The 19,387-nt window shown below is 47.9% G+C and carries 32 protein-coding genes; 1 reads left to right on the top strand and 31 read right to left on the bottom strand.

Annotation, left to right across the window (positions count from 1 at the left end):
* Nucleotides 1–39: 39 nt before the first annotated feature.
* Nucleotides 40–636 (bottom strand): 50S ribosomal protein L21, encoded by a 597-nt coding sequence (rplU, locus tag IE055_RS18075; RefSeq protein ID WP_189399328.1) that lies wholly within the window; start codon nucleotides 634–636, stop codon nucleotides 40–42.
* 235 nt (nucleotides 637–871) lie between these two features.
* Between rplU and IE055_RS07150 the strand changes: the two genes are divergently transcribed.
* Nucleotides 872–1,897 carry a polyprenyl synthetase family protein gene (locus tag IE055_RS07150; protein ID WP_189399327.1) on the top strand — a complete coding sequence of 342 codons (1,026 nt, stop codon included), beginning with the start codon at nucleotides 872–874 and terminating at the stop codon, nucleotides 1,895–1,897.
* Nucleotides 1,898–1,923: 26 nt separating this feature from the next.
* On the opposite strand, the gene IE055_RS07145 is transcribed toward IE055_RS07150, so the two are convergent.
* From IE055_RS07145 to tuf, 30 genes are all read right to left on the bottom strand, one after another.
* A complete protein-coding gene (locus tag IE055_RS07145) occupies nucleotides 1,924–3,471 on the bottom strand; it encodes an FMN-binding glutamate synthase family protein (protein ID WP_189399326.1) in 1,548 nt (515 codons plus the stop codon).
* A gap of 140 nt (nucleotides 3,472–3,611) precedes the next feature.
* Nucleotides 3,612–4,031, bottom strand: a complete 420-nt coding sequence (gene rplQ / locus IE055_RS07140) for a 50S ribosomal protein L17 (RefSeq protein ID WP_189399325.1) — start codon at nucleotides 4,029–4,031, stop codon at nucleotides 3,612–3,614.
* Between the two features lie 40 nt (nucleotides 4,032–4,071).
* Nucleotides 4,072–5,064, bottom strand: coding sequence for a DNA-directed RNA polymerase subunit alpha (locus IE055_RS07135; RefSeq protein ID WP_189399324.1), 993 nt, complete (start codon nucleotides 5,062–5,064; stop codon nucleotides 4,072–4,074).
* A 118-nt stretch (nucleotides 5,065–5,182) separates the two neighbouring features.
* Nucleotides 5,183–5,806, bottom strand: coding sequence for a 30S ribosomal protein S4 (gene rpsD, locus IE055_RS07130; protein WP_189399323.1), 624 nt, complete (start codon nucleotides 5,804–5,806; stop codon nucleotides 5,183–5,185).
* A 102-nt stretch (nucleotides 5,807–5,908) separates the two neighbouring features.
* Complete coding sequence (gene rpsK, locus IE055_RS07125; RefSeq protein WP_189399322.1) at nucleotides 5,909–6,298, bottom strand: 30S ribosomal protein S11; 390 nt, start codon at nucleotides 6,296–6,298, stop codon at nucleotides 5,909–5,911.
* A gap of 46 nt (nucleotides 6,299–6,344) precedes the next feature.
* Nucleotides 6,345–6,701, bottom strand: coding sequence for a 30S ribosomal protein S13 (rpsM, locus tag IE055_RS07120; protein WP_189399321.1), 357 nt, complete (start codon nucleotides 6,699–6,701; stop codon nucleotides 6,345–6,347).
* Nucleotides 6,702–6,944: 243 nt separating this feature from the next.
* Complete coding sequence (gene rpmJ, locus IE055_RS07115) at nucleotides 6,945–7,058, bottom strand: 50S ribosomal protein L36 (RefSeq protein WP_189399320.1); 114 nt, start codon at nucleotides 7,056–7,058, stop codon at nucleotides 6,945–6,947.
* A 91-nt stretch (nucleotides 7,059–7,149) separates the two neighbouring features.
* Nucleotides 7,150–8,511 (bottom strand): preprotein translocase subunit SecY, encoded by a 1,362-nt coding sequence (gene secY / locus IE055_RS07110; protein ID WP_189399319.1) that lies wholly within the window; start codon nucleotides 8,509–8,511, stop codon nucleotides 7,150–7,152.
* 84 nt (nucleotides 8,512–8,595) lie between these two features.
* Nucleotides 8,596–9,030: a 50S ribosomal protein L15 gene (rplO, locus tag IE055_RS07105; RefSeq protein ID WP_189399318.1), complete on the bottom strand. Its 435-nt coding sequence runs from the start codon at nucleotides 9,028–9,030 to the stop codon at nucleotides 8,596–8,598.
* 4 nt (nucleotides 9,031–9,034) lie between these two features.
* Nucleotides 9,035–9,223, bottom strand: coding sequence for a 50S ribosomal protein L30 (gene rpmD / locus IE055_RS07100; protein WP_189399317.1), 189 nt, complete (start codon nucleotides 9,221–9,223; stop codon nucleotides 9,035–9,037).
* Nucleotides 9,224–9,291: 68 nt separating this feature from the next.
* Nucleotides 9,292–9,810 (bottom strand): 30S ribosomal protein S5, encoded by a 519-nt coding sequence (gene rpsE / locus IE055_RS07095; protein WP_189399316.1) that lies wholly within the window; start codon nucleotides 9,808–9,810, stop codon nucleotides 9,292–9,294.
* A 21-nt stretch (nucleotides 9,811–9,831) separates the two neighbouring features.
* Nucleotides 9,832–10,188 carry a 50S ribosomal protein L18 gene (rplR, locus tag IE055_RS07090; protein WP_189399315.1) on the bottom strand — a complete coding sequence of 119 codons (357 nt, stop codon included), beginning with the start codon at nucleotides 10,186–10,188 and terminating at the stop codon, nucleotides 9,832–9,834.
* Between the two features lie 14 nt (nucleotides 10,189–10,202).
* Nucleotides 10,203–10,736 carry a 50S ribosomal protein L6 gene (rplF, locus tag IE055_RS07085; protein WP_189399314.1) on the bottom strand — a complete coding sequence of 178 codons (534 nt, stop codon included), beginning with the start codon at nucleotides 10,734–10,736 and terminating at the stop codon, nucleotides 10,203–10,205.
* 71 nt (nucleotides 10,737–10,807) lie between these two features.
* Nucleotides 10,808–11,197, bottom strand: coding sequence for a 30S ribosomal protein S8 (rpsH, locus tag IE055_RS07080; RefSeq protein ID WP_189400282.1), 390 nt, complete (start codon nucleotides 11,195–11,197; stop codon nucleotides 10,808–10,810).
* A 58-nt stretch (nucleotides 11,198–11,255) separates the two neighbouring features.
* Complete coding sequence (rpsN, locus tag IE055_RS07075; protein ID WP_189399313.1) at nucleotides 11,256–11,561, bottom strand: 30S ribosomal protein S14; 306 nt, start codon at nucleotides 11,559–11,561, stop codon at nucleotides 11,256–11,258.
* Between the two features lie 47 nt (nucleotides 11,562–11,608).
* The gene (rplE, locus tag IE055_RS07070; protein ID WP_189399312.1) at nucleotides 11,609–12,151 is read right to left on the bottom strand and encodes a 50S ribosomal protein L5; all 543 of its coding nucleotides are present in this window, start codon (nucleotides 12,149–12,151) and stop codon (nucleotides 11,609–11,611) included.
* A 30-nt stretch (nucleotides 12,152–12,181) separates the two neighbouring features.
* Nucleotides 12,182–12,496 carry a 50S ribosomal protein L24 gene (gene rplX, locus IE055_RS07065; RefSeq protein ID WP_189399311.1) on the bottom strand — a complete coding sequence of 105 codons (315 nt, stop codon included), beginning with the start codon at nucleotides 12,494–12,496 and terminating at the stop codon, nucleotides 12,182–12,184.
* Nucleotides 12,497–12,524: 28 nt separating this feature from the next.
* Entirely contained in the window at nucleotides 12,525–12,893 is a 369-nt protein-coding gene (gene rplN, locus IE055_RS07060; RefSeq protein ID WP_189399310.1) for a 50S ribosomal protein L14, read from the bottom strand.
* Nucleotides 12,894–12,966: 73 nt separating this feature from the next.
* Entirely contained in the window at nucleotides 12,967–13,230 is a 264-nt protein-coding gene (gene rpsQ, locus IE055_RS07055) for a 30S ribosomal protein S17 (RefSeq protein ID WP_189399309.1), read from the bottom strand.
* A 16-nt stretch (nucleotides 13,231–13,246) separates the two neighbouring features.
* Complete coding sequence (gene rpmC / locus IE055_RS07050) at nucleotides 13,247–13,456, bottom strand: 50S ribosomal protein L29 (RefSeq protein ID WP_189399308.1); 210 nt, start codon at nucleotides 13,454–13,456, stop codon at nucleotides 13,247–13,249.
* Nucleotides 13,457–13,472: 16 nt separating this feature from the next.
* Nucleotides 13,473–13,886, bottom strand: a complete 414-nt coding sequence (rplP, locus tag IE055_RS07045; RefSeq protein ID WP_189399307.1) for a 50S ribosomal protein L16 — start codon at nucleotides 13,884–13,886, stop codon at nucleotides 13,473–13,475.
* Between the two features lie 38 nt (nucleotides 13,887–13,924).
* Nucleotides 13,925–14,602 (bottom strand): 30S ribosomal protein S3, encoded by a 678-nt coding sequence (gene rpsC / locus IE055_RS07040; protein ID WP_189399306.1) that lies wholly within the window; start codon nucleotides 14,600–14,602, stop codon nucleotides 13,925–13,927.
* On the bottom strand, nucleotides 14,602–14,949 hold the full coding sequence (gene rplV, locus IE055_RS07035; protein ID WP_189399305.1) for a 50S ribosomal protein L22: 348 nt from the start codon (nucleotides 14,947–14,949) through the stop codon (nucleotides 14,602–14,604). The genes rpsC and rplV overlap by 1 nt, the downstream gene beginning before the upstream one ends.
* Nucleotides 14,950–14,960: 11 nt before the next feature.
* Nucleotides 14,961–15,233, bottom strand: a complete 273-nt coding sequence (rpsS, locus tag IE055_RS07030; RefSeq protein WP_189399304.1) for a 30S ribosomal protein S19 — start codon at nucleotides 15,231–15,233, stop codon at nucleotides 14,961–14,963.
* A 24-nt stretch (nucleotides 15,234–15,257) separates the two neighbouring features.
* On the bottom strand, nucleotides 15,258–16,082 hold the full coding sequence (gene rplB, locus IE055_RS07025; RefSeq protein WP_189399303.1) for a 50S ribosomal protein L2: 825 nt from the start codon (nucleotides 16,080–16,082) through the stop codon (nucleotides 15,258–15,260).
* A gap of 31 nt (nucleotides 16,083–16,113) precedes the next feature.
* Entirely contained in the window at nucleotides 16,114–16,428 is a 315-nt protein-coding gene (gene rplW, locus IE055_RS07020) for a 50S ribosomal protein L23 (protein WP_189399302.1), read from the bottom strand.
* The gene (rplD, locus tag IE055_RS07015; RefSeq protein WP_189399301.1) at nucleotides 16,425–17,027 is read right to left on the bottom strand and encodes a 50S ribosomal protein L4; all 603 of its coding nucleotides are present in this window, start codon (nucleotides 17,025–17,027) and stop codon (nucleotides 16,425–16,427) included. Before rplD ends, rplW begins: the two co-directional genes overlap by 4 nt.
* A 9-nt stretch (nucleotides 17,028–17,036) precedes the next feature.
* The gene (gene rplC, locus IE055_RS07010) at nucleotides 17,037–17,678 is read right to left on the bottom strand and encodes a 50S ribosomal protein L3 (protein WP_189399300.1); all 642 of its coding nucleotides are present in this window, start codon (nucleotides 17,676–17,678) and stop codon (nucleotides 17,037–17,039) included.
* Nucleotides 17,679–17,737: 59 nt separating this feature from the next.
* The gene (gene rpsJ, locus IE055_RS07005) at nucleotides 17,738–18,055 is read right to left on the bottom strand and encodes a 30S ribosomal protein S10 (RefSeq protein WP_189399299.1); all 318 of its coding nucleotides are present in this window, start codon (nucleotides 18,053–18,055) and stop codon (nucleotides 17,738–17,740) included.
* Nucleotides 18,056–18,138: 83 nt separating this feature from the next.
* Nucleotides 18,139–19,323, bottom strand: a complete 1,185-nt coding sequence (tuf, locus tag IE055_RS07000) for an elongation factor Tu (RefSeq protein WP_189399280.1) — start codon at nucleotides 19,321–19,323, stop codon at nucleotides 18,139–18,141.
* Nucleotides 19,324–19,387: the final 64 nt, after the last annotated feature.

Genomic DNA, 19,387 nt, shown 5'->3' with positions numbered 1-19,387 from the left:
CTGTTGCTGATTCGTGCAACTAATCAGTTTTGCTCAGAATTAACCTTTCAGGAACTCTTTTGCTTGTTTAACCCATTCGTCACGCTCGATTCGACCTTTGAAGTTCAATTCTTCATCGATGCGTGTGATATCGTCTGCTGTGAAATCTGCAATTTGTTGGAATGTGGTGATACCCATCCCTTCCAACTTGCCAACGATCACAGGACCAACGCCTGAGATTTTGGTCAAATCATCTGCATCAGCAGCAGCGGCTTTCTTAGGGGCTGCTTTCTTGGCAGGTGCTGGCTTTTCAGCAGCTTTCTTCTTCGCAGCAGGTTTGCTGGCCGCTTTACCACCAATCGCTGTGATCTCCAGCTCGGTGTAATTTTGGCGATGCCCGGTACGAGTACGTGAATTTTGACGACGACGAAACTTAACAACGCGCAGCTTTTTGCCACGACCATTGCTCAGAACCGTTGCCTCTACAGATTTGTCGAGAGTTGGTGTGCCGACTTCAACCTTGTCGCCATCACCAATCATGAGAACGTGATCTAACGTGATTTTGTCACCCGCTTCCGCTTGTAGTGACTCCACTTTCACTTTGTCGCCGACTGCGACACGGTATTGCTTACCGCCGGTTTTGATTACCGCGTACATAGTTTGTCTCCGATCTGTCGATCTCTTTACGTTCAGAAGGGGATTGGCAGTAACTGTACCACCGCAACTTTCTTCCCAATACGGACCCAGCGAACAGGAAGCGAATTCTAGTGTTTACGCTACCTCAGGTCAACCTTCGAGGTGGCATTTCCCGTTCTTTTCTACCCGTCGAACATCGCGCTGGATTGCGTTTAAAAACAGCCGATTTTCATTTCCCTCGGTTATAATGCAGAGCATGACCCTAAAAACTACTCCTATCAGCGATTCACAATCGCAAGCCGTTGATGTCAAAGAGATAATTGCTCTAGTTCAGGGTGATATGGCATCGGTTAATGAAACCATTATGCGCCAACTGAACAGTGAAGTAGCCCTGATTAACCAACTCGGTGCCTACATCATTCAAGCCGGAGGCAAACGGTTACGACCCGTGGCGTTGCTCTTAGCAGCCAAGGCGTCAAATCCTGAACTTACTGAAATAAATCCACAACAGACTCTGTTAGCAGCGATTGTGGAGTTTATCCATACCGCGACTTTGTTGCACGACGACGTAGTGGATGAGTCAGAGTTACGCCGCGGACGCGAAACTGCGAACGAACTATTTGGCAATGCGGCCAGCGTCTTAGTTGGCGACTATCTGTATTCGCGCGCGTTCCAAATGATGGTCGAGGTCGGCAGCATGCGCGTCATGGAGATTTTGTCGCGCACCACCAACCAGATCGCCGAGGGCGAAGTCATGCAGCTGATCAACTGTGGTTCAGCGGACACCACTGAAGCACAGTATATGGACACGATCCAATCGAAGACAGCCATTCTATTTGAAGCCGCGACTCAGCTTGGTGCAGTGATTACCAAACAGTCTCGCTCAGTGGAGGACGCACTTGCTGCCTATGGCCTGCATCTCGGCACCGCATTTCAGTTGATGGATGACATCATGGATTACACGGCCGATGCTGAAGCGATGGGCAAAAACGTCGGCGATGACCTAGCAGAAGGCAAACCAACTTTACCATTGATCAATGCAATCGAGCGGTCATCCGCTGCAGATCGCGCGGTGTTGATAGACGCCATAACGAATGCAAACCGGGAAAATCTGGCCGCGGTGCTCCGCATCATCGAGAGCACTGGCTCACTGGCTTACACTGCGCGTAAAGCGCATGAACAAGCGCAGTTAGCGCAACAGGCGTTGGACGTGCTACCGGACTCCGACTACAAAACGGCCTTATCCCAGTTGGCTGCGTTCTCGGTCGACCGTGCTTTTTAGTGACCTTAGACACTTAAATATTGGGGTCACGAGTTCACCGCTGACTCGCCCTCTAAAGGTGCAGTAAGTTTCGGTGGATGACCTTGAAAACTCGGGTATAACTGTGCAAGCGTCACGGAGCGGCCCGTATCAATCACGATACGCGCATGCTCACGCGTAAAATCACGAGGTCGTTTTAAACCACACGAATTTGCAATAATACGAATCTCCTTCTCCAGATTCTTGATGTAGTGCGCGACCCGCTTCTGCTTGTTCTCGACCACCAGGCCTTTCTGTAACTCTCTGTCGTGTGTTGTGATGCCCGTGGGGCAAGTATTCTTATTACACTGCAATGCTTGAATACAACCGAGAGCGAACATGGGGCCACGCGCAGTAGAGACAAAATCTGTGCCGACACATAAGGCCCAGGCGACTTCGGTTGGGTTAATTAGCTTGCCAGACGCATTGACCTTGATCCGGTCGCGCAGTTGATACTCGTCTAGCTTATCCACCAACATCGGCAACGATTCTTTAATGGTCAGGCCGACATCATCCATGAGCGACATCGGTGCTGCGCCAGTTCCGCCATCCGCGCTGTCAACAGTAATAAAGTCCGGGGCATATTCCAGACCTTTGGCGCGAATCAAACCAAATAATTCATCCAACCAAGCGGAACTCGAAATAACCGCTTTAAACCCCGTAGGTTTATCGGTTATCTGACGCACGCGATAAATCATTTCAAGTAGATCTTCTGACGTAGCCAATTCATGGTGTCGATTTGGACTGATCGCATCTTGGCCGATTTCCAGCCCTCTGATTTCAGCAATTTCAGCCGTCACTTTTGCGCCCGGCAACATGCCGCCCTTGCCCGGTTTCGCACCCTGACTCAGCTTAATTTCGAACATCTTCACTGCTTCATGCTGCGCGATACCCGCAAGCTTTTCTTCAGAGAGATTCCCGTGACGATCTCGCACACCAAATTTGCCGGTGCCGATCTGAAACACAATGTCGCAACCACCTTCTAGGTGATAGCGAGACAGTCCGCCTTCTCCGGTATTAACCCAGCAGCCAGCTGCTTTGGCACCGTGAGATAACGCTCGGACAGCAGGTTTGGAAATCGCACCAAAACTCATCCCGGATATATTCACAATAGCACTGGTCTCATAAGGCTTACCACAATAACCATCGCCCAAACGAATCGGTTTGGGTGGCAGTGATTCGTCCGTCAACGGTGGAAAAGGTGAGTTAATAAACATCACCGTACCCTCAGGTCTTAGATCACGGGTAGAACCGAATGCGACAGTTTGATCTAAGTTCTTAGCCGCTCGATACACCCAGGATCGTTGGGCTCTGTTGAATGGCATTTCCTCCCGGTCCATGGCAAAAAAATACTGCCGGAAAAATTCACCAAGGTGTTCAAAAAAGTACCGAAAACGGCCAATTACCGGATAGTTGCGGCGTACCGTGTGCTCTTTTTGCGTGCGGTCGATTACGTAAAGCACAACGATGTAGCAACACAACACGATAAACAGAAAAACAAACAATATCACTGTGTACGTGATAAATATTTTTGCAATGTCAGCAAGAACGTTCACAATAGCCTCATAGTTCACTCAGGAAACATAGCCATATTAAATCAGTTGCGCGGCAACGTAAAAGGTGAAGTACGCGTGTCATAGGAAATAAAAAAGCCTGCATGAAAGCAGGCTTTTTAAAATGACTTTAAGTGGCGGGCTTACGCCGCGTCCTCTTCAAACTCTTCATCGTCGTCTTCAAACAAAGCAGCGTGTGCTTCCAGGTCGAAGTCAACTAATTGGATGTAAGCCATCGGTGCGTTGTCACCTGGACGGTTACCGCATTTCAAAATACGCGTGTAACCACCTGGACGATCTTTCATGCGCTCGCCGATTTCATCGAACAACTTAGCAACAATGTCACGATCGCGCAGTTTTGCGAAAGCGGCTCGTTTATTAGCCAGGGTTCCGTCTTTACCTAGGGTAATAACCGGCTCAACGAACATACGTAGTTCTTTGGCCTTTGCAACGGTGGTTTTAATTTGCTCGTGTTTCAACAAAGACACCATCATATTGCGAAACATCGCTTGGCGGTGGCTTGAATTACGGTTGAACTGACGGCCTGATTTTCTATGTCTCATGATAGAAACCTCTGTTCTTTCTCTATAGTTCGTTGTGTTCTTAGCGGTCGCTGTCTACACGAAGTGCAGCAGGTGGCCAATTTTGCAATTGCATGCCCAAAGACAAACCACGCTGTGCCAGAACGTCTTTAATTTCTGTGAGTGATTTTTTACCCAAGTTTGGCGTCTTCATCAGCTCGACTTCAGAGCGAAGAACCAAGTCACCGATGTAGTAAATACTCTCGGCTTTCAAGCAGTTCGCAGATCGAACAGTCAGCTCAAGCTCGTCAACAGGTCGTAACAATACCGGATCAACTTCAGGCTCTTTCTCTTCATGCGCTACTGCAGCGATTTCTTCCAAGTTAACGAACACTTGGATTTGTTGACTCAGTGCAGTTGCTGCTTTACGAATTGCATCTTCGGGATCGATAGTGCCATTCGTTTCGATGTTCAGTGTCAGTTTATCAAGGTCCGTGCGTTGTTCTACACGTGCGTCGTCAACGGAATATGACACTTTCAAAACTGGGCTGTAAGTTGCATCAAGTTGCATTAGACCAATTTCTTTATCATCGTGCTCAGACTTACGAGCCTCGGAGACTTGATACCCTCGACCGCTGCGAACAGTCAATTCGGCATGAAACTTTGCGTCTTTTGAAAGATGCGCAATAACATGTTCAGGGTTAGCAACCTCGACGTCAGAGACAGTTTGAATATCGCCCGCTTTAACAACACCTTCGCCAGACGCACTTAGAGTCAAGGTCACAGGTTCATCAAAGTCTTTCTTAATCGAAACGCCTTTCAAATTTAACAAAATATCGATTACGTCTTCTTGCACGCCTTCTATCGAAGAATACTCGTGCAAAACGCCATCAATCTTAACTTCGGTAATGGCCGCGCCAGGAATGCACGACAACAGAATGCGTCGCAACGCATTACCTAAGGTGTAACCAAAACCGCGTTCTAACGGCTCAATAACCACCTTGGAGCGAACACCATCTTCGGTATTTACGTCCACGAATCGCGGGGTTAGCAGCTGTTCAATAGTGTCTGACATGTCTTTGTGTCTCCAGTATCTACCCAATTCCTCTGGCGGAATGTAGGTGAATGTTTAGATGAATTCAGTCGATTTGTTGGCGAAGAACCACCGTAATCAGCGGCACTTCAGCACACAATTACTTAGAGTAGAGTGCGACGACTAACGATTCGTCGATGTCTGCAGACAACTCATTACGCTCTGGTGCAGTTTTGAATACGCCTTTTTTGGCAGCGGCATCAACACTGACCCAATCAGCCAAGCCAACTTGTTCGGCGATTTCGAGTGCCGCACTGATGCGTAATTGCTTTTTAGCTTTTTCGCGAATCTCAATTTCATCGCCAGGCGACACGTGAAAGGAAGGAATATTGACAATCTTTCCGTTCACTTTGATTGATTTGTGACTGACCAACTGACGTGCTTCTGCACGAGTGACGGCGAAGCCCATGCGATAAACTACGTTATCGAGACGCGACTCCAACAATGTCAACAGGTTTTCACCGGTCGAGCCTTTAACGCGTGCAGCTTCAGCGTAGTACGCTCGGAATTTCTTTTCTAAAACCCCATAAATACGACGCATTTTTTGCTTTTCACGCAATTGCGTACCGTACACAGTGGTGCGCGGGCGACGCGCTTGAGCGCTTTGCCCTGGGATCTTGTCAATCTTGCATTTTGATTCTAACGAACGTGCTGGGCTTTTCAGAAACAGGTCTGTGCCTTCACGACGTGCCAACTTACAGGTTGGGCCGATATATCTTGCCATGTCTATTCTCTGTCTTTAATGTTGCTCTCGACCGATGTGACGCACTGTTGATGATCGTTGCTTGCATTAACGATCAACTTACAAGTCATCGAATCGAACGGGTTATACGCGACGCTTCTTAGAAGGGCGACAACCATTGTGAGGGATTGGAGTAACATCCGTAATTTGAGTTACTTCGAATCCGCAGTTATTCAAAGCACGAACCGCAGACTCACGACCAGGACCAGGTCCTTTGACGCGAACCTCAAGGTTCTTCATGCCGAATTCTTGTGCCATTTTGCCGCAACGGTCAGCAGCAACCTGAGCCGCAAATGGGGTACTTTTTCGTGAACCACGAAACCCAGAACCACCAGCAGTTGCCCAACACAGGGCATTTCCGTGACGATCGCTAATAGTGACGATGGTATTGTTAAAAGACGCCTGGATATGGGCGATTCCATCCACGATGTGCTTTTTAACTTTCTTTTTTGTTTTGCTAGTGTTCTTAGCCATTTTAAACTCTCAAAAACAGATCTTTTAACGAATTAAAAGCTGGCGCTTAGCGCTTGATAGGTTTACGTGGCCCTTTACGGGTACGTGCGTTTGTTTTAGTCCGTTGACCGCGCAGCGGTAAACCACGACGATGACGCAGACCGCGATAGCAACCCAAGTCCATCAAACGTTTGATGTTCATGGATACGTCACGGCGCAAGTCACCTTCCACTTCAAACTTGGCCACTTCGGCACGCAGTTTTTCAGCTTCTGGCTCGCTCAAAGTACTTACTTTAGTAGAACGATCAATACCTGCCGCATCGCAAATTTGTTGCGAACGAGTTTTACCGATACCGTAGATCGATGTAAGTGCGATCTCGACATGCTTATGGGATGGTAAGTTAATACCTGCAATACGTGCCACTGTGTGTCTCCGGATGCTTCTTGTAAAAATCGGTAACTGGGTTTAAAAAAACCGAATTACCAACTAGATTCTTTTGGTCCTAACCGACCTTCGGAAGGCGCGCTAGGATACTGTTTAGTGCCTTTGAAATCAACCGATTCGAATTCGAAACTGGAAAATTTTTCAAGCGTTATTTTATTCAATTTACCCCTTAGTTCGGTCTGCCTTGCTAGAACCTGGCAGCCGTTCAAGGCTGTAGTGTAATTAACCTTGTCGCTGCTTGTGGCGTGGATCGGTACAAATCACACGAACCACACGATTACGGCGAACAATTTTACAGTTACGGCAAATTTTCTTTACTGATGCGCGAACTTTCATAATATTCCTCGGTACTTACTCAATGCGTCTTCGACGCGTAACTCTGTCTCAACCAAGAACACAGCGAACTGTGCTCGATCTTTAATCTCGACTATCGACGACGTTTACGGCCACCGCCGGATTTACCAGTCAAATTAGTCTTTTTCATCAGGCTCTCATATTGTTGGGACATCAGGTGTGACTGAACTTGCCCCATGAGATCCATGATAACCACCACAATAATCAGCAGTGATGTGCCACCAAAATAAAATGGTACGTTGTAGTTAACGATCAGCAGTTCTGGCAGTAAACACACAATCGCCAGATAAATCGCACCAACCAGAGTTAGTTTTGAAACAACGCCATCAATGTAACGCGCGGTCTGTTGCCCTGGTCGAATACCTGGAACGAACGCGCCTTGCTTCTTCAAATTTTCGGCTATTTCTTTCGGGTCAAACGTCAACGCCGTATAGAAAAATGCGAAAAACAAAATCATACCGATGTAAAACACGGTATAAATTAGTTCACCTGGCTGCATTTTGGTCGAAATATCCCGCAGGATACCCGCCACGCCGCCGGCAGACTCACTGCCAAAAAATCCGACTAAACTCGCTGGGAACAAAATGATGCTCGATGCGAAGATTGGCGGAATGACACCAGCCATATTCATTTTCAGCGGAAAGTAACTACTCGGCGCCTGCATGACTTTATTACCACGTTGTTGACGCGCGTAGTTGACAGTCAACCGCCGCTGACCGCGTTCCACAAACACCACAAACGCAGTAACCAGTACGACCGCGACCATCAAGAACACCACAAACAAAGGTGAAAACTCACCACTGCTTGCCAGTTCAAAAGTCCCAGCGATTGCACTTGGCAGCCCAGCCACGATACCCGCGAAGATGATCAGTGACATGCCATTGCCAATACCGCGATCAGTAATTTGCTCGCCAAGCCAAACCAAGAACATGGTGCCAGCGACCAGCGCCAATACGCAGACAATAGTAAACTGAAAGCCAGTAATCAGCGTGACTGATGCGCCGCCAACCTCTTGGCCTTGTACTGTACTTGCAACACCGAGCGCCTGGAACGTGGCCAAAACTACCGCAGCGTAACGAGTCCATTTCTGGATCTTACGCCGTCCTGCTTCGCCTTCCTGCTTGACTTGCTTCAAACGTGGTTCGACCGCCGTCAACATCTGCATGATGATGGACGCAGAGATGTATGGCATCACACCGAGTGCCAAAATAGACAGACGACTTAATGCGCCCCCTGAAAACATGTTCAGGACATCTAAGATTGAACCTCGGTTCTGCTCAAACAAAGCTGCGATCGCGATTGGATCCACACCTGGAACCGGGATATGCGTACCAATGCGGTACACAATAAACGCACCCAGCACGAATAAAATTCGTGACCAGAGTTCTTGTAGTTTGCCTGATCCAGCCAGGGCTGCTGCTTGTTCACGTGCCATACTTAAACCTAAGCGTTTTATGCCTTTTATTTGTCGTTATAGCTTTATCGGGACGTATTCGAAGGTTAAAAGACCAAAGTCTAATTAGTCTTCGACTTTTCCGCCAGCGGCTTCAATCGCTGCTTTTGCGCCCGCTGTCGCACCAACGCCTCGTAAAGACACTGCTTTATTTAATTCACCTGATAAAACTACCTTAGCACGCAGATGGCCAGCATTAAGCAGACCAGCTTTACGCAGTGCAGCCAAATCAGCTACGTCGCCTTCAACCAGATTGAGCTCGTGTAAACGAATCTCAGCAATGTTGCGAGACATCGCAGAACGGAATCCGCGCTTTGGTAAACGACGTTGAATAGGCATTTGACCGCCTTCAAAACCGATTTGAACTTTACCACCAGAACGAGACTTTTGACCTTTATGGCCGCGACCCGCAGTTTTGCCGGTGCCAGAACCGATACCACGACCGACACGTTTTTTAGCGTGTTTAGCGCCTTCAGCTGGCTTAATCGTATTTAAACGCATTGTCTTAAACCTCTTCTGTTTTTAGAAGGTAAGAAACTTTATTGATCATGCCCCGATTCTCAGGTGTATCGATCACCTCAACAGTTTGGTGCATGCGACGCAGACCTAAGCCTTTCACACATGCCATGTGCTTTGAACCACGACCAAACATACTCTTTACCAGAGTTACTTTAATTTTCTTTTCGTTAGCCATTTGTCTATACCGAAAGTTTTATGCTTGTTTTGTAAAAGACCTGCGGAACGCAGTGCGCTCCGCAAGGATTACAAAATCTCTTTAACCGACTTACCGCGTTTCGCTGCAACCGCTTCTGGGCTGTTGATCGAACGCAGGCCTTTGATCGTTGCACGTACCACATTAACCGGATTGGTTGAACCGATACATTTAGCCAACACGTCTTTCACACCAGCGGCTTCAAATACTGCTCGCATGGTGCCACCAGCAATAATTCCAGTACCTGCAGAAGCAGGACGCATAATAACGGTAGAACCAGCATGAGTGGCAACAACCGGATACTGCAATGTGCCATCAACTAAGTGAATCTTTTTCATACCACGTCGACCTGACTCCATTGCTTTGGAAACAGCCAAAGGTACTTCTTTAGACTTACCGCGACCGATACCGACGCTACCTTTGCCATCACCGACCACGGTCAGTGCGGAGAAACCGAAGATACGACCACCCTTAACAACTTTAGCAACGCGTCGTACGTTGATTAGCTGCTCAAGGCTTTCATCTACAGGTTCACGATCATTTCGAGAATTTCTTTTTGGACCAGCCATGATTATCTCCTGGTAGTACGGTTACAGCTGCAAGCCAGCTTCGCGAGCGGCTTCAGCGAGTGCTTTAACACGACCGTGGTAACGGAAACCAGATCGATCGAATGCAACAGACTCAACACCTGCTTTCTTGGCCAGCTCAGCTATTTCTTTACCGACCAAAGCAGCTGCTTCACAGTTACCGGTGTTCTTCACATCTTTCTTGATGCCTGGGCTCAAGGTCGATGCTGCCGCCAATACAGTACCGCCCGTGGCGTCAATCACCTGCGCGTAAATGTGCTGTGAAGTACGGTGAATGCTCAGTCGAGTTACACCTTGACGGGCGATTTTCGCGCGTAGCTTACGAGCTCGACGCAAACGTGCTTGTTTTTTATCTTTCATCTCAAACTCCCCGATTACTTCTTCTTAGCTTGCTTGCGCATTACATATTCGTCGGCATAACGTACACCCTTGCCTTTATAGGGCTCTGGTTTACGGTAAGCACGAATCTCAGCAGCAACTTGACCAACAACCTGTTTGTCGATACCTGTCACAACGATCTCAGTGTTGCTTGGGGTTTCAACTTTAATGCCTTCCGGCACTTCGTATACAACAGGGTGTGAGAAACCCAACGTCAGGTTCAGTTTTTGTCCCTGAGCTTGAGCACGATAACCAACACCAACGATGGTCAGTTTCTTTTCAAAACCGGCAGTCACGCCAGTGACCATGTTGTTAACCAATGCACGGGTGGTTCCTGCCAACGCGACAGCTTGTTTACTGCTGTCGTTAGCCGATACTTTCACTTGCGCATCTTCTTGTTCTACTGTTACGAGTTCGTGGACATTCCACTCTAACTCACCCTTTGAACCTTTGACCTTGACCCGTTGTCCATCCAGCGTCACTTCGACGCCGCTTGGCAATGTCACAGGTGCATTTGCAATTCTAGACATAATTTCAATCTCAATTAATGCAGCGTTTAGACCTTTTCGTCGCAGCTTACTTAATATTAAAAGCTAATAAATTAGCTAACGGAGCAAAGGACTTCACCACCAACGCCCGCTGAGCGAGCAGCGCGGTCGGTCATAATACCTTTACTGGTAGAAACAATCGCAATACCCAAGCCGCCGTTTACTTTCGGTAGCTCTTCGGCGCTCTTGTACACACGCAGACCAGGCTTACTGATGCGGTGAATTGTTTCAATAACTGGCGCGCCTTCGTAGTATTTTAATTTGATCGTTAGCATCGGCTTACCGTCTTCGGTAGTCGTATCAAAACTCTCGATGTAACCTTCGTCTTTTAACACCTTCGCAATGGCTGATTTAATTTTTGAACCAGGCATGGTCAACGCAATTTTCTCAGCATGGTGCGCGTTGCGGATTCGTGTTAATAGATCCGCGATTGGGTCTGTCATCATGGTGCTGTACCGTTTCTGTAACTGTTATAAAGGATTGCTGTCAGTATCCACTGTGTTACCAGCTGGACTTAACAACACCCGGCGCTTGGCCTTTTAAAATGATTTCACGAAGCTTGTTACGGCTCAGTCCAAACTTGCGATAGTAGCCGTGTGGACGACCAGTCAAACCGCAACGATTACGCTGGCGAGCTTTGCTTGAATCTCGCGGCAATTTTTGCAGCGCCATCATCGCTCCCCATTTTTCATCATAGTCTGCGTCTTGATTAGCAACGATTGCCTTCAACTCTTCACGACGCTCTTGCAGTCGATTATTGAGCTTGGTGCGTTTCGCTTCGCGAGCGATCATTGATTTTTTAGCCATAGCTGTTTCTCTAACTCTATAAACCTTTTAATTTCAAAGGTGTTTGATTATTTGGTCTTAAGTGGGAAGTTGAAACCACGTAACAAGGCTTCGGCTTCTTCATTGTTCGCCGCGCTAGTAGTAATGGTCACGTCCATTCCGCGCAATGCATCGACTCGGTCGTAATCAATTTCTGGGAACACAATTTGTTCCTTCAAACCGAAAGTATAGTTTCCGCGTCCATCGAACGATTTTAGGTTCAAACCACGGAAGTCACGAATACGAGGAATCGCAATTGTGATCAATCGATCAAGAAACTCGTACATACGCTCGCGACGCAAGTTTACTTTGGCACCAATCGGCCAACCGTCTCGAATTTTAAAACCCGCAACTGATTTGCGCGCCAGAGTAACAACTGGTTTTTGACCAGTAATCGCCTCTAAGTCAGCTACTGCGCTTTCGATAATCTTTTTATTACCGACCGCTTCGCCCAAACCCATGTTGATCGATACCATCGTAATACGTGGAATCTGCATTGAGCTTGAAAACTGGAATTTCTCTTGCAATTGAGGAACTACATTCTTTACGTAATGTTCTTGCAATCTTGTCATTGTTCTTTACCTGTCTGGACGCAGCGCGCGTTACGCGTCAACTTTGCTGCCGTCTGATTTAAATACACGATGCTTGTCTTTGCCCTCGCCTTCAATGCGAACCTTATCCGCTTTGTTGGTTTTTGGGTTCAACAATGCAACGTTAGACAATTGAATCGGCGCTTCTTTAGATAAGATACCGCCTGTCACACCGGCCATTGGATTTGGCTTGGTGTGCTTTTTCACCAAGTTAACATCGTTAACCAGTGCACGGCCGTCATCCAAGATTTGGAGAACCTTGCCAATTTTGCCTTTATCGCGACCACTGATTACGATCACGGTATCGTCTTTTTTAATCTTGTTCATCTTCTTCTAACCTGTCTTGAATCGTCGTTTACAACACTTCGGGTGCCAGTGAAACGATCTTCATGAAGTTATCGCCACGCAGTTCGCGTGTTACCGGGCCAAAGATACGCGTGCCCATTGGCTGGCGAGATGCGTTCAGAATCACGGCTGCGTTTTTATCAAAACGGATTACTGAACCGTCAGGACGACGCACGCCTTTACGTGTACGAACGATCACTGCGTCATAAACGCCACCTTTCTTTACACGAGAATTGGGGAGCGCTTCTTTGACGCTGACTTTGATAACGTCACCGATACCGGCATAACGACGTTTAGAGCCACCTAACACTTTGATACACATAACTTTACGTGCACCGCTGTTGTCAGCTACTTCTAAAATACTTTGCATTTGAATCATGGGTTTACTCCAATTCTATTCAGTGCGTTTAAATTCGGTTCTGCTTTTGCTTTGTACGAGGTGCAAAAACGGCTTAAACAATAACCGCTTTTTCTACAATTTTAACCAGGCGCCAAGTCTTGTGCTTAGACAGCGGACGGCACTCTTCGATTAAAACTGTGTCACCTTCGCCACACTCATTAGCTTCATCGTGCGCAAGAAACTTGCTGGATTTGCGAATGTACTTGCCATACAAAGGATGTTTTTCACGTCGCTCAACCAGCACTGAAATTGTTTTTTCAGCTTTGTTACTCACGACTTTACCTTCAACGGTACGTGCACCAGTATTCTCAGTCATCTTGATTCTCTCTTAACTATGAAGCAGCTTTAGCTTGCTCGTTCAGGATGGTCTTGATGCGAGCAACATCACGGCGAATCTTTTTGAAACGCGCGGTGTCCGCCAGTTGACCAGTTCCTCTTTTCATACGCAGGCCGAATTCTTCTTTGCGTAATTCAACCAATTCATTTTTCAGTTCTTCAGCCGACTTAGCTCGCAATTCAGCTGCTCTTGATTCAGTAGCCATGTTTCTAATCCCAGCCTTAACCGACTTGACGCTTAACAAATTTACACTTGAAAGGAAGCTTTGCAGCAGCCAGCTCGAATGCTTCGCGCGCTAGCTCTTCGCTAACACCTTGCAATTCGTACAACATCTGACCAGGCTTAACTTCCATAACCCAAAACTCAGGGTTACCTTTACCTTTACCCATACGTACTTCTAGGGGCTTTTTCGAAATTGGCTTGTCTGGGAACACGCGAATCCACACACGACCGCCACGTTTGATGTGACGGGTAATGGTTCGTCGAGCTGCCTCAATCTGACGCGATGTCATGCGACCTCGCGTAGTAGATTGCAGACCGAATTCTCCGAAGCTCACCTTGTTACCAGTATGAGCTAGACCGCGGTTACGCCCTTTGTGCGCTTTGCGGAATTTGGTACGTTTTGGTAATAACATTTCTATTAACCTCTATACTTTTCTAAACCAGTCCAGTCTTAAGACTTGGCTGCTGGCTTGGCTTCTTCCGCAGGCGCGCTGTTAAGGGCTTGAAAAACTTCGCCCTTGAAGATCCATACTTTGACACCGATGATGCCGTAAGTAGTTAACGCTTCTGAAGTGGCGTAGTCGATATCTGCACGCAATGTGTGCAGGGGAACACGTCCTTCGCGGTACCACTCTGAACGCGCAATTTCAGCACCGTTCAACCGACCAGAGATCATCACTTTTACGCCTTGAGCGCCGGCACGCATAGCAGATTGTACCGCTCGTTTCATAGCACGACGGAACATGACACGCTTTTCTAACTGCTGACAGATACCGTCCGCAACCAACTGAGAATCTATCTCAGGCTTACGTACTTCTTCTACCGACACTTGCGTTGGCAAGCCAGTCATTTCCGCAATCGCTTTGCGCATACGGTCGATATCCTCACCTTTTTTGCCAATCACGATACCTGGACGAGCAGTGTGGATGATGACATTAATGTTTTGCGCTGGACGTTCGATCGTGATTTCACTAACTGCAGCATTTTTCAGCTTCTTTTCCAGAAATTCACGAACTTTTAAGTCTTGCAGTAAAAACTTTGAATAGTCAGTTTTATCGGCATACCACTTAGCATTGAAGTCTTTAACAATGCCCAGACGCATTCCGTTTGGATGTACTTTCTGACCCATTACTGGCCTCCCGCTTGATCATCGCTCACCGCCACAGTGATGTGGCTAGAACGCTTTAAAATTCCGAACGCGCGGCCTTTTGCCCGCGGACGCATACGCTTCATAGTCGGGCCTTCATCAACAAAACACTTAGACACGAAAAGCTCGTCGATATCGGCGCTTTCATTGTGCTCAGCGTTTGCAATGGCAGACTCCAAGGTTTTCTTTACCAGGTTAGACGCTTTAGTCTCACTGAAAGAGAGGACCTCAAGCGCACGGGCAACTGACTTACCGCGGATCAAATCCACCGCTAAGCGCGCCTTTTGTGGCGAGATACGTACGTTTTTTGCAGTAGCTTTAACTTGCATTTTAAATGCTCCTATCGACCTTTCTTATCAGCAATATGGCCTTTGAAGGTACGAGTTGGTGAAAACTCACCCAACTTGTGACCAACCATATTTTCCGAGATCAACACGGGTACGTGCTGACGACCGTTGTGGACCGCAATCGTCAAACCAACGAATTCCGGCATAATCATGCTGCGACGAGACCAAGTTTTGATCGGCTTGCGGTCATTGCTCGCAACTGCCTTTTCAACCTTTGCCCACAGGTGATGGTCTACAAATGGACCTTTTTTAATTGAACGTGCCATAGTGTTTATCTAGACCTCTATCCCTTATTTCTTGCGACGACGAATAATCATCGAATCGCTGCGTTTATTGCTTCGAGTACGGTAACCTTTGGTTGGCACACCGGTTGGCGACACAGGATGACGACCACCTGATGTGCGGCCTTCACCACCACCGTGAGGATGGTCTACCGGATTCATCGCCACACCTCGAACGGTTGGACGAATACCGCGCCAGCGTTTAGCACCGGCCTTACCGAGCTTACGCAATGAATGCTCGGAGTTACCGACTTCACCCAAGGTTGCACGACATTCCAGGTGCACTTTACGCATCTCACCAGAACGCAAGCGAATCTGAGCGTAGTTACCTTCTTTACCGACAAACTGAATTGACGTGCCCGCTGAACGCGCCAACTGCCCGCCCTTGCCTGGCTTGAGTTCCACGTTGTGAACCACCGAACCAACAGGGATGTTACGCAGCGGCAATGTATTACCAACCGCGATTGGCGCATCGTTGCCAGAAATAACTGAATCACCAGCTTGCAAGCCTTTTGGCGCAAGAATGTAACGACGCTCGCCGTCGGCGTAGCACAACAATGCTAAGTGGGCGCTACGATTCGGGTCATATTCCAAACGCTCTACTTTCGCAGGGATAGCGTCTTTATTACGACGAAAATCAATAACACGATATTTGCGCTTATGACCGCCACCACGATGACGGACAGTGATGCGACCTACGTTATTACGGCCACTAATTGCGCGCTTCGACTCCAACAAAGGCTTGTAGCCTTCGCCTTTGTGCAAATCCGAGTTAACGACTCGAACCGTGCCGCGGCGACCAGGTGAGGTAGGTTTTAACTTTACCAATGCCATTTTCTAAATACCTTTCTTTATTACTACCGACTTAAGCTTGGAACTCAGCGAAATCAATATCGCTGCCTTCTTTCAAGCGGATGTATGCTTTTTTGCGATCGTTACGTTTACCCAGAGTGCGACCAAAACGCTTGGTTTTACCCTTCACGTTCAGGATCTTTACTGACTCAACTTCAACGTCGAACGCTTGCTCAACCGCAGCTTTAACGTCGTTGCGTGTTGCGCTGTTGGCTACATGGAATACGGCTTGGCCATGAAACTCAGCTGCACGGGTACTCTTCTCAGTAACCACAGGTGAAATGATCACCTGGAACAGTTCATCTTTACTTAGCTTAGACTGACTCATGCCAATTTCTCCTCGATTTGCTTGATTGCTTCTGACGTGATCAACACTTTGTCATAGCCAATCAAACTCAACGGGTTAATTTCTTGTGCTTCCAAAATACCGACGTGATACAGGTTACGAGACGCCAATACCAGATTCTCATCCAGCTCATGCGTTACGATCAAAACATCGTCCAGCTTGAGGTCTTTCATTTTGGCGACCAGCTGTTTTGTTTTAGGCTCGTCGACTTTGAAGTCTGCCGCCACCACCAAACGCTCTTGGCGAACCAACTCAGACAAAATCGAACGGATCGCAGAGCGATACGCCTTGCGGTTCATTTTTTGTGAGAAGTCTTGCGTCACAGCCGGGAAAGTCTTACCACCACCACGCCAGATTGGGCTACGTGACGTACCAGCTCGGGCTCGGCCGGTACCTTTTTGTCGCCAAGGCTTAGCACCACCACCAGAGACAGCGGAACGATTTTTTTGTCCGCGCGTACCTTGGCGTGCACCAGCTTGATATGCAACCACAGCTTGATGAATCAATGCTTCGTTGTAGTCCGCGCCGAAGACAGCGTCAGAAACTTTCAAAGCTGATCCGTTTTGTTGTTTAAGTTCCATGATATCGACCTACTTCTTTGCTTTTACAGAAGGTTTGATGATCACGCTGCCACCTTTGGATCCAGGGACAGACCCCTTCACCAGAATGACATTACGCTCTGCGTCTACGCGAACCACTTCCAAACCTTGTTGAGTACGTTTGCGCGCACCCATGTGACCGCCCATTTTCTTGCCTTTAAAGACTTTACCTGGGTCTTGACATTGACCGGTCGAACCCAGTGAACGGTGAGAAACGGAGACACCGTGCGTCGCACGCAAGCCACCGAAACCCCATCGCTTCATACCACCGGCAAAACCTTTACCAATCGTCGTACCTTGTACGTCTACTTTCTGGCCTGCCTCAAACAGATCGACATTGATTTCAGAACCAACTTCTAGCTCAGCATCTGTCGCATTGACTCGAAACTCGACCAATCGAGTACCTGGGGCCACATTCGCTTTTGCATAATGGCCAGCCATTGCTTTTGAAACGCGATTAGCGCGACGTTCGCCACTGGCAACCTGCACCGCTTCGTAACCGTCGGTTTCTACGGTTTTGACTTGCGTTACACGGTTGGCAGAGACCTCGACCACCGTAACAGGCACTGAACGTCCGTCTTCCTGGAAGACGCGCGTCATACCTACTTTTTGTCCAATTAATCCAAGTGACATTTTTCTATCAACTCTATTAGTGATTGGTTAGAGGGACTTATCAGTGAAAAACCGAAGTCCTAGTTAACCTTAATTTCAACGTCTACACCGGCTGCCAAATCGAGACGCATAAGCGCGTCTACTGTTTTGTCAGTTGGCTCAACAATATCGACGATGCGCTTGTGCGTACGCACTTCGAATTGATCTCGTGCTTTCTTGTTCACGTGTGGCGAACGCAGCAGAGTCAGTCGCTCAACGCGAGTTGGCAGAGGAATTGGGCCACATACCATTGCGCCTGTGCGCTTAGCTGTATCCACAATTTCTTGTGCCGAGCGATCGATCATACGGTGATCGAATGCCTTCAGTCGAATACGAATTTTTTGATTTTCGACGCTCATAGTTAACCTATAACCTTAAAATATAAATATTCTTATAGTGACTTATCGTAGAGCTCCCGACAGAACAGGAGCTCAACTCTAAATTAGTCAGTAATCTTCGCTACAACGCCCGCACCAACAGTACGGCCGCCTTCACGAATCGCGAAACGAAGACCTTCTTCCATCGCGATTGGCGCAATCAACTCAACTTGCATTTTGATGTTGTCGCCAGGCATAACCATCTCAACTCCTTCTGGCAATTCACATGCACCCGTTACGTCTGTCGTACGGAAGTAGAATTGTGGACGGTAACCTTTGAAGAATGGCGTGTGACGACCACCCTCTTCTTTACTCAACACATACACTTCTGCTTCGAACTTCGTGTGCGGTGTAATTGAACCAGGCTTGGCCAATACTTGACCACGCTCGATATCTTCACGCTTAGTACCGCGCAACAGAATACCAACGTTGTCGCCCGCACGACCTTCGTCCAGCAGCTTACGGAACATCTCTACGCCGGTGACCGTCGTTTTCGTTGTATCTTTAATACCAACGATTTCAATCTCTTCACCAACTTTGATGATGCCGCGCTCAACACGACCTGTTGCTACAGTACCGCGACCTGAGATAGAGAATACGTCTTCGACTGGCATGATGAACGCACCATCAATCGCACGCTCTGGCTCTGGAATGTATTCATCCAACACTTTGCCCAGCTCAATGATTTTCTCAACGTATTGCGCATCGCCTTCCAATGCTTTCAAAGCAGAACCAATCACGATTGGCGTGTCGTCGCCTGGGAATTCATACGAATCCAACAGCTCACGCACTTCCATCTCAACCAGCTCCAACAACTCTTCATCGTCAACCATGTCCGCTTTATTCAGGAACACTACGATGTAAGGCACACCAACCTGACGTGCAAGCAGGATGTGCTCACGCGTTTGTGGCATCGGGCCGTCAGCGGCAGAACATACCAGAATCGCGCCGTCCATTTGGGCCGCACCAGTGATCATGTTCTTTACATAGTCCGCGTGACCTGGACAGTCAACGTGTGCGTAGTGACGATTATCTGTCTCATACTCAACGTGTGCGGTTGAGATAGTGATGCCACGCTCGCGCTCTTCTGGCGCATTGTCAATATTCTCGAACGCTACCGCTGCCCCGCCGTAGGTCTCTGACAATACTTTCGTAATCGCCGCCGTCAACGTCGTCTTGCCGTGGTCTACGTGACCAATCGTGCCCACGTTAACGTGCGGTTTGGTTCTTTCAAATTTTTCCTTAGACATAGCGTTTCACCTATCTTTTGGTTTTTTAAAATACTGCTTAACTAAATTCGTTTACTTGCCGTAC

This window comes from Arenicella chitinivorans, from assembly GCF_014651515.1.
GTDB classification, from domain to species: Bacteria; Pseudomonadota; Gammaproteobacteria; order Arenicellales; family Arenicellaceae; genus Arenicella; species Arenicella chitinivorans.
Note: the sequence above shows the minus strand (reverse complement) of the source record. Positions and strands in the feature narration are given on the sequence as shown.

Excerpts from the sequence above, each read along its gene's own strand:
- rplU (WP_189399328.1), bottom strand. The coding sequence starts at position 636 with ATGTACGCGGTAATCAAAACCGGCGGTAAGCAATACCGTGTCGCAGTC.
- IE055_RS07150 (WP_189399327.1), top strand. The coding sequence starts at position 872 with ATGACCCTAAAAACTACTCCTATCAGCGATTCACAATCGCAAGCCGTT.
- rplQ (WP_189399325.1), bottom strand. The coding sequence starts at position 4,031 with ATGAGACATAGAAAATCAGGCCGTCAGTTCAACCGTAATTCAAGCCAC.
- IE055_RS07135 (WP_189399324.1), bottom strand. The coding sequence starts at position 5,064 with ATGTCAGACACTATTGAACAGCTGCTAACCCCGCGATTCGTGGACGTA.
- rpsD (WP_189399323.1), bottom strand. The coding sequence starts at position 5,806 with ATGGCAAGATATATCGGCCCAACCTGTAAGTTGGCACGTCGTGAAGGC.
- rpsK (WP_189399322.1), bottom strand. The coding sequence starts at position 6,298 with ATGGCTAAGAACACTAGCAAAACAAAAAAGAAAGTTAAAAAGCACATC.
- rpmJ (WP_189399320.1), bottom strand. The coding sequence starts at position 7,058 with ATGAAAGTTCGCGCATCAGTAAAGAAAATTTGCCGTAACTGTAAAATT.
- secY (WP_189399319.1), bottom strand. The coding sequence starts at position 8,511 with ATGGCACGTGAACAAGCAGCAGCCCTGGCTGGATCAGGCAAACTACAA.
- rplO (WP_189399318.1), bottom strand. The coding sequence starts at position 9,030 with ATGCGTTTAAATACGATTAAGCCAGCTGAAGGCGCTAAACACGCTAAA.
- rpmD (WP_189399317.1), bottom strand. The coding sequence starts at position 9,223 with ATGGCTAACGAAAAGAAAATTAAAGTAACTCTGGTAAAGAGTATGTTT.
- rpsE (WP_189399316.1), bottom strand. The coding sequence starts at position 9,810 with ATGGCTGGTCCAAAAAGAAATTCTCGAAATGATCGTGAACCTGTAGAT.
- rplR (WP_189399315.1), bottom strand. The coding sequence starts at position 10,188 with ATGAAAGATAAAAAACAAGCACGTTTGCGTCGAGCTCGTAAGCTACGC.
- rplF (WP_189399314.1), bottom strand. The coding sequence starts at position 10,736 with ATGTCTAGAATTGCAAATGCACCTGTGACATTGCCAAGCGGCGTCGAA.
- rpsH (WP_189400282.1), bottom strand. The coding sequence starts at position 11,197 with ATGACAGACCCAATCGCGGATCTATTAACACGAATCCGCAACGCGCAC.
- rpsN (WP_189399313.1), bottom strand. The coding sequence starts at position 11,561 with ATGGCTAAAAAATCAATGATCGCTCGCGAAGCGAAACGCACCAAGCTC.
- rplE (WP_189399312.1), bottom strand. The coding sequence starts at position 12,151 with ATGACAAGATTGCAAGAACATTACGTAAAGAATGTAGTTCCTCAATTG.
- rplX (WP_189399311.1), bottom strand. The coding sequence starts at position 12,496 with ATGAACAAGATTAAAAAAGACGATACCGTGATCGTAATCAGTGGTCGC.
- rplN (WP_189399310.1), bottom strand. The coding sequence starts at position 12,893 with ATGATTCAAATGCAAAGTATTTTAGAAGTAGCTGACAACAGCGGTGCA.
- rpsQ (WP_189399309.1), bottom strand. The coding sequence starts at position 13,230 with ATGACTGAGAATACTGGTGCACGTACCGTTGAAGGTAAAGTCGTGAGT.
- rpmC (WP_189399308.1), bottom strand. The coding sequence starts at position 13,456 with ATGGCTACTGAATCAAGAGCAGCTGAATTGCGAGCTAAGTCGGCTGAA.
- rplP (WP_189399307.1), bottom strand. The coding sequence starts at position 13,886 with ATGTTATTACCAAAACGTACCAAATTCCGCAAAGCGCACAAAGGGCGT.
- rpsC (WP_189399306.1), bottom strand. The coding sequence starts at position 14,602 with ATGGGTCAGAAAGTACATCCAAACGGAATGCGTCTGGGCATTGTTAAA.
- rplV (WP_189399305.1), bottom strand. The coding sequence starts at position 14,949 with ATGCAAGTTAAAGCTACTGCAAAAAACGTACGTATCTCGCCACAAAAG.
- rpsS (WP_189399304.1), bottom strand. The coding sequence starts at position 15,233 with ATGGCACGTTCAATTAAAAAAGGTCCATTTGTAGACCATCACCTGTGG.
- rplB (WP_189399303.1), bottom strand. The coding sequence starts at position 16,082 with ATGGCATTGGTAAAGTTAAAACCTACCTCACCTGGTCGCCGCGGCACG.
- rplW (WP_189399302.1), bottom strand. The coding sequence starts at position 16,428 with ATGAGTCAGTCTAAGCTAAGTAAAGATGAACTGTTCCAGGTGATCATT.
- rplD (WP_189399301.1), bottom strand. The coding sequence starts at position 17,027 with ATGGAACTTAAACAACAAAACGGATCAGCTTTGAAAGTTTCTGACGCT.
- rplC (WP_189399300.1), bottom strand. The coding sequence starts at position 17,678 with ATGTCACTTGGATTAATTGGACAAAAAGTAGGTATGACGCGCGTCTTC.
- rpsJ (WP_189399299.1), bottom strand. The coding sequence starts at position 18,055 with ATGAGCGTCGAAAATCAAAAAATTCGTATTCGACTGAAGGCATTCGAT.
- tuf (WP_189399280.1), bottom strand. The coding sequence starts at position 19,323 with ATGTCTAAGGAAAAATTTGAAAGAACCAAACCGCACGTTAACGTGGGC.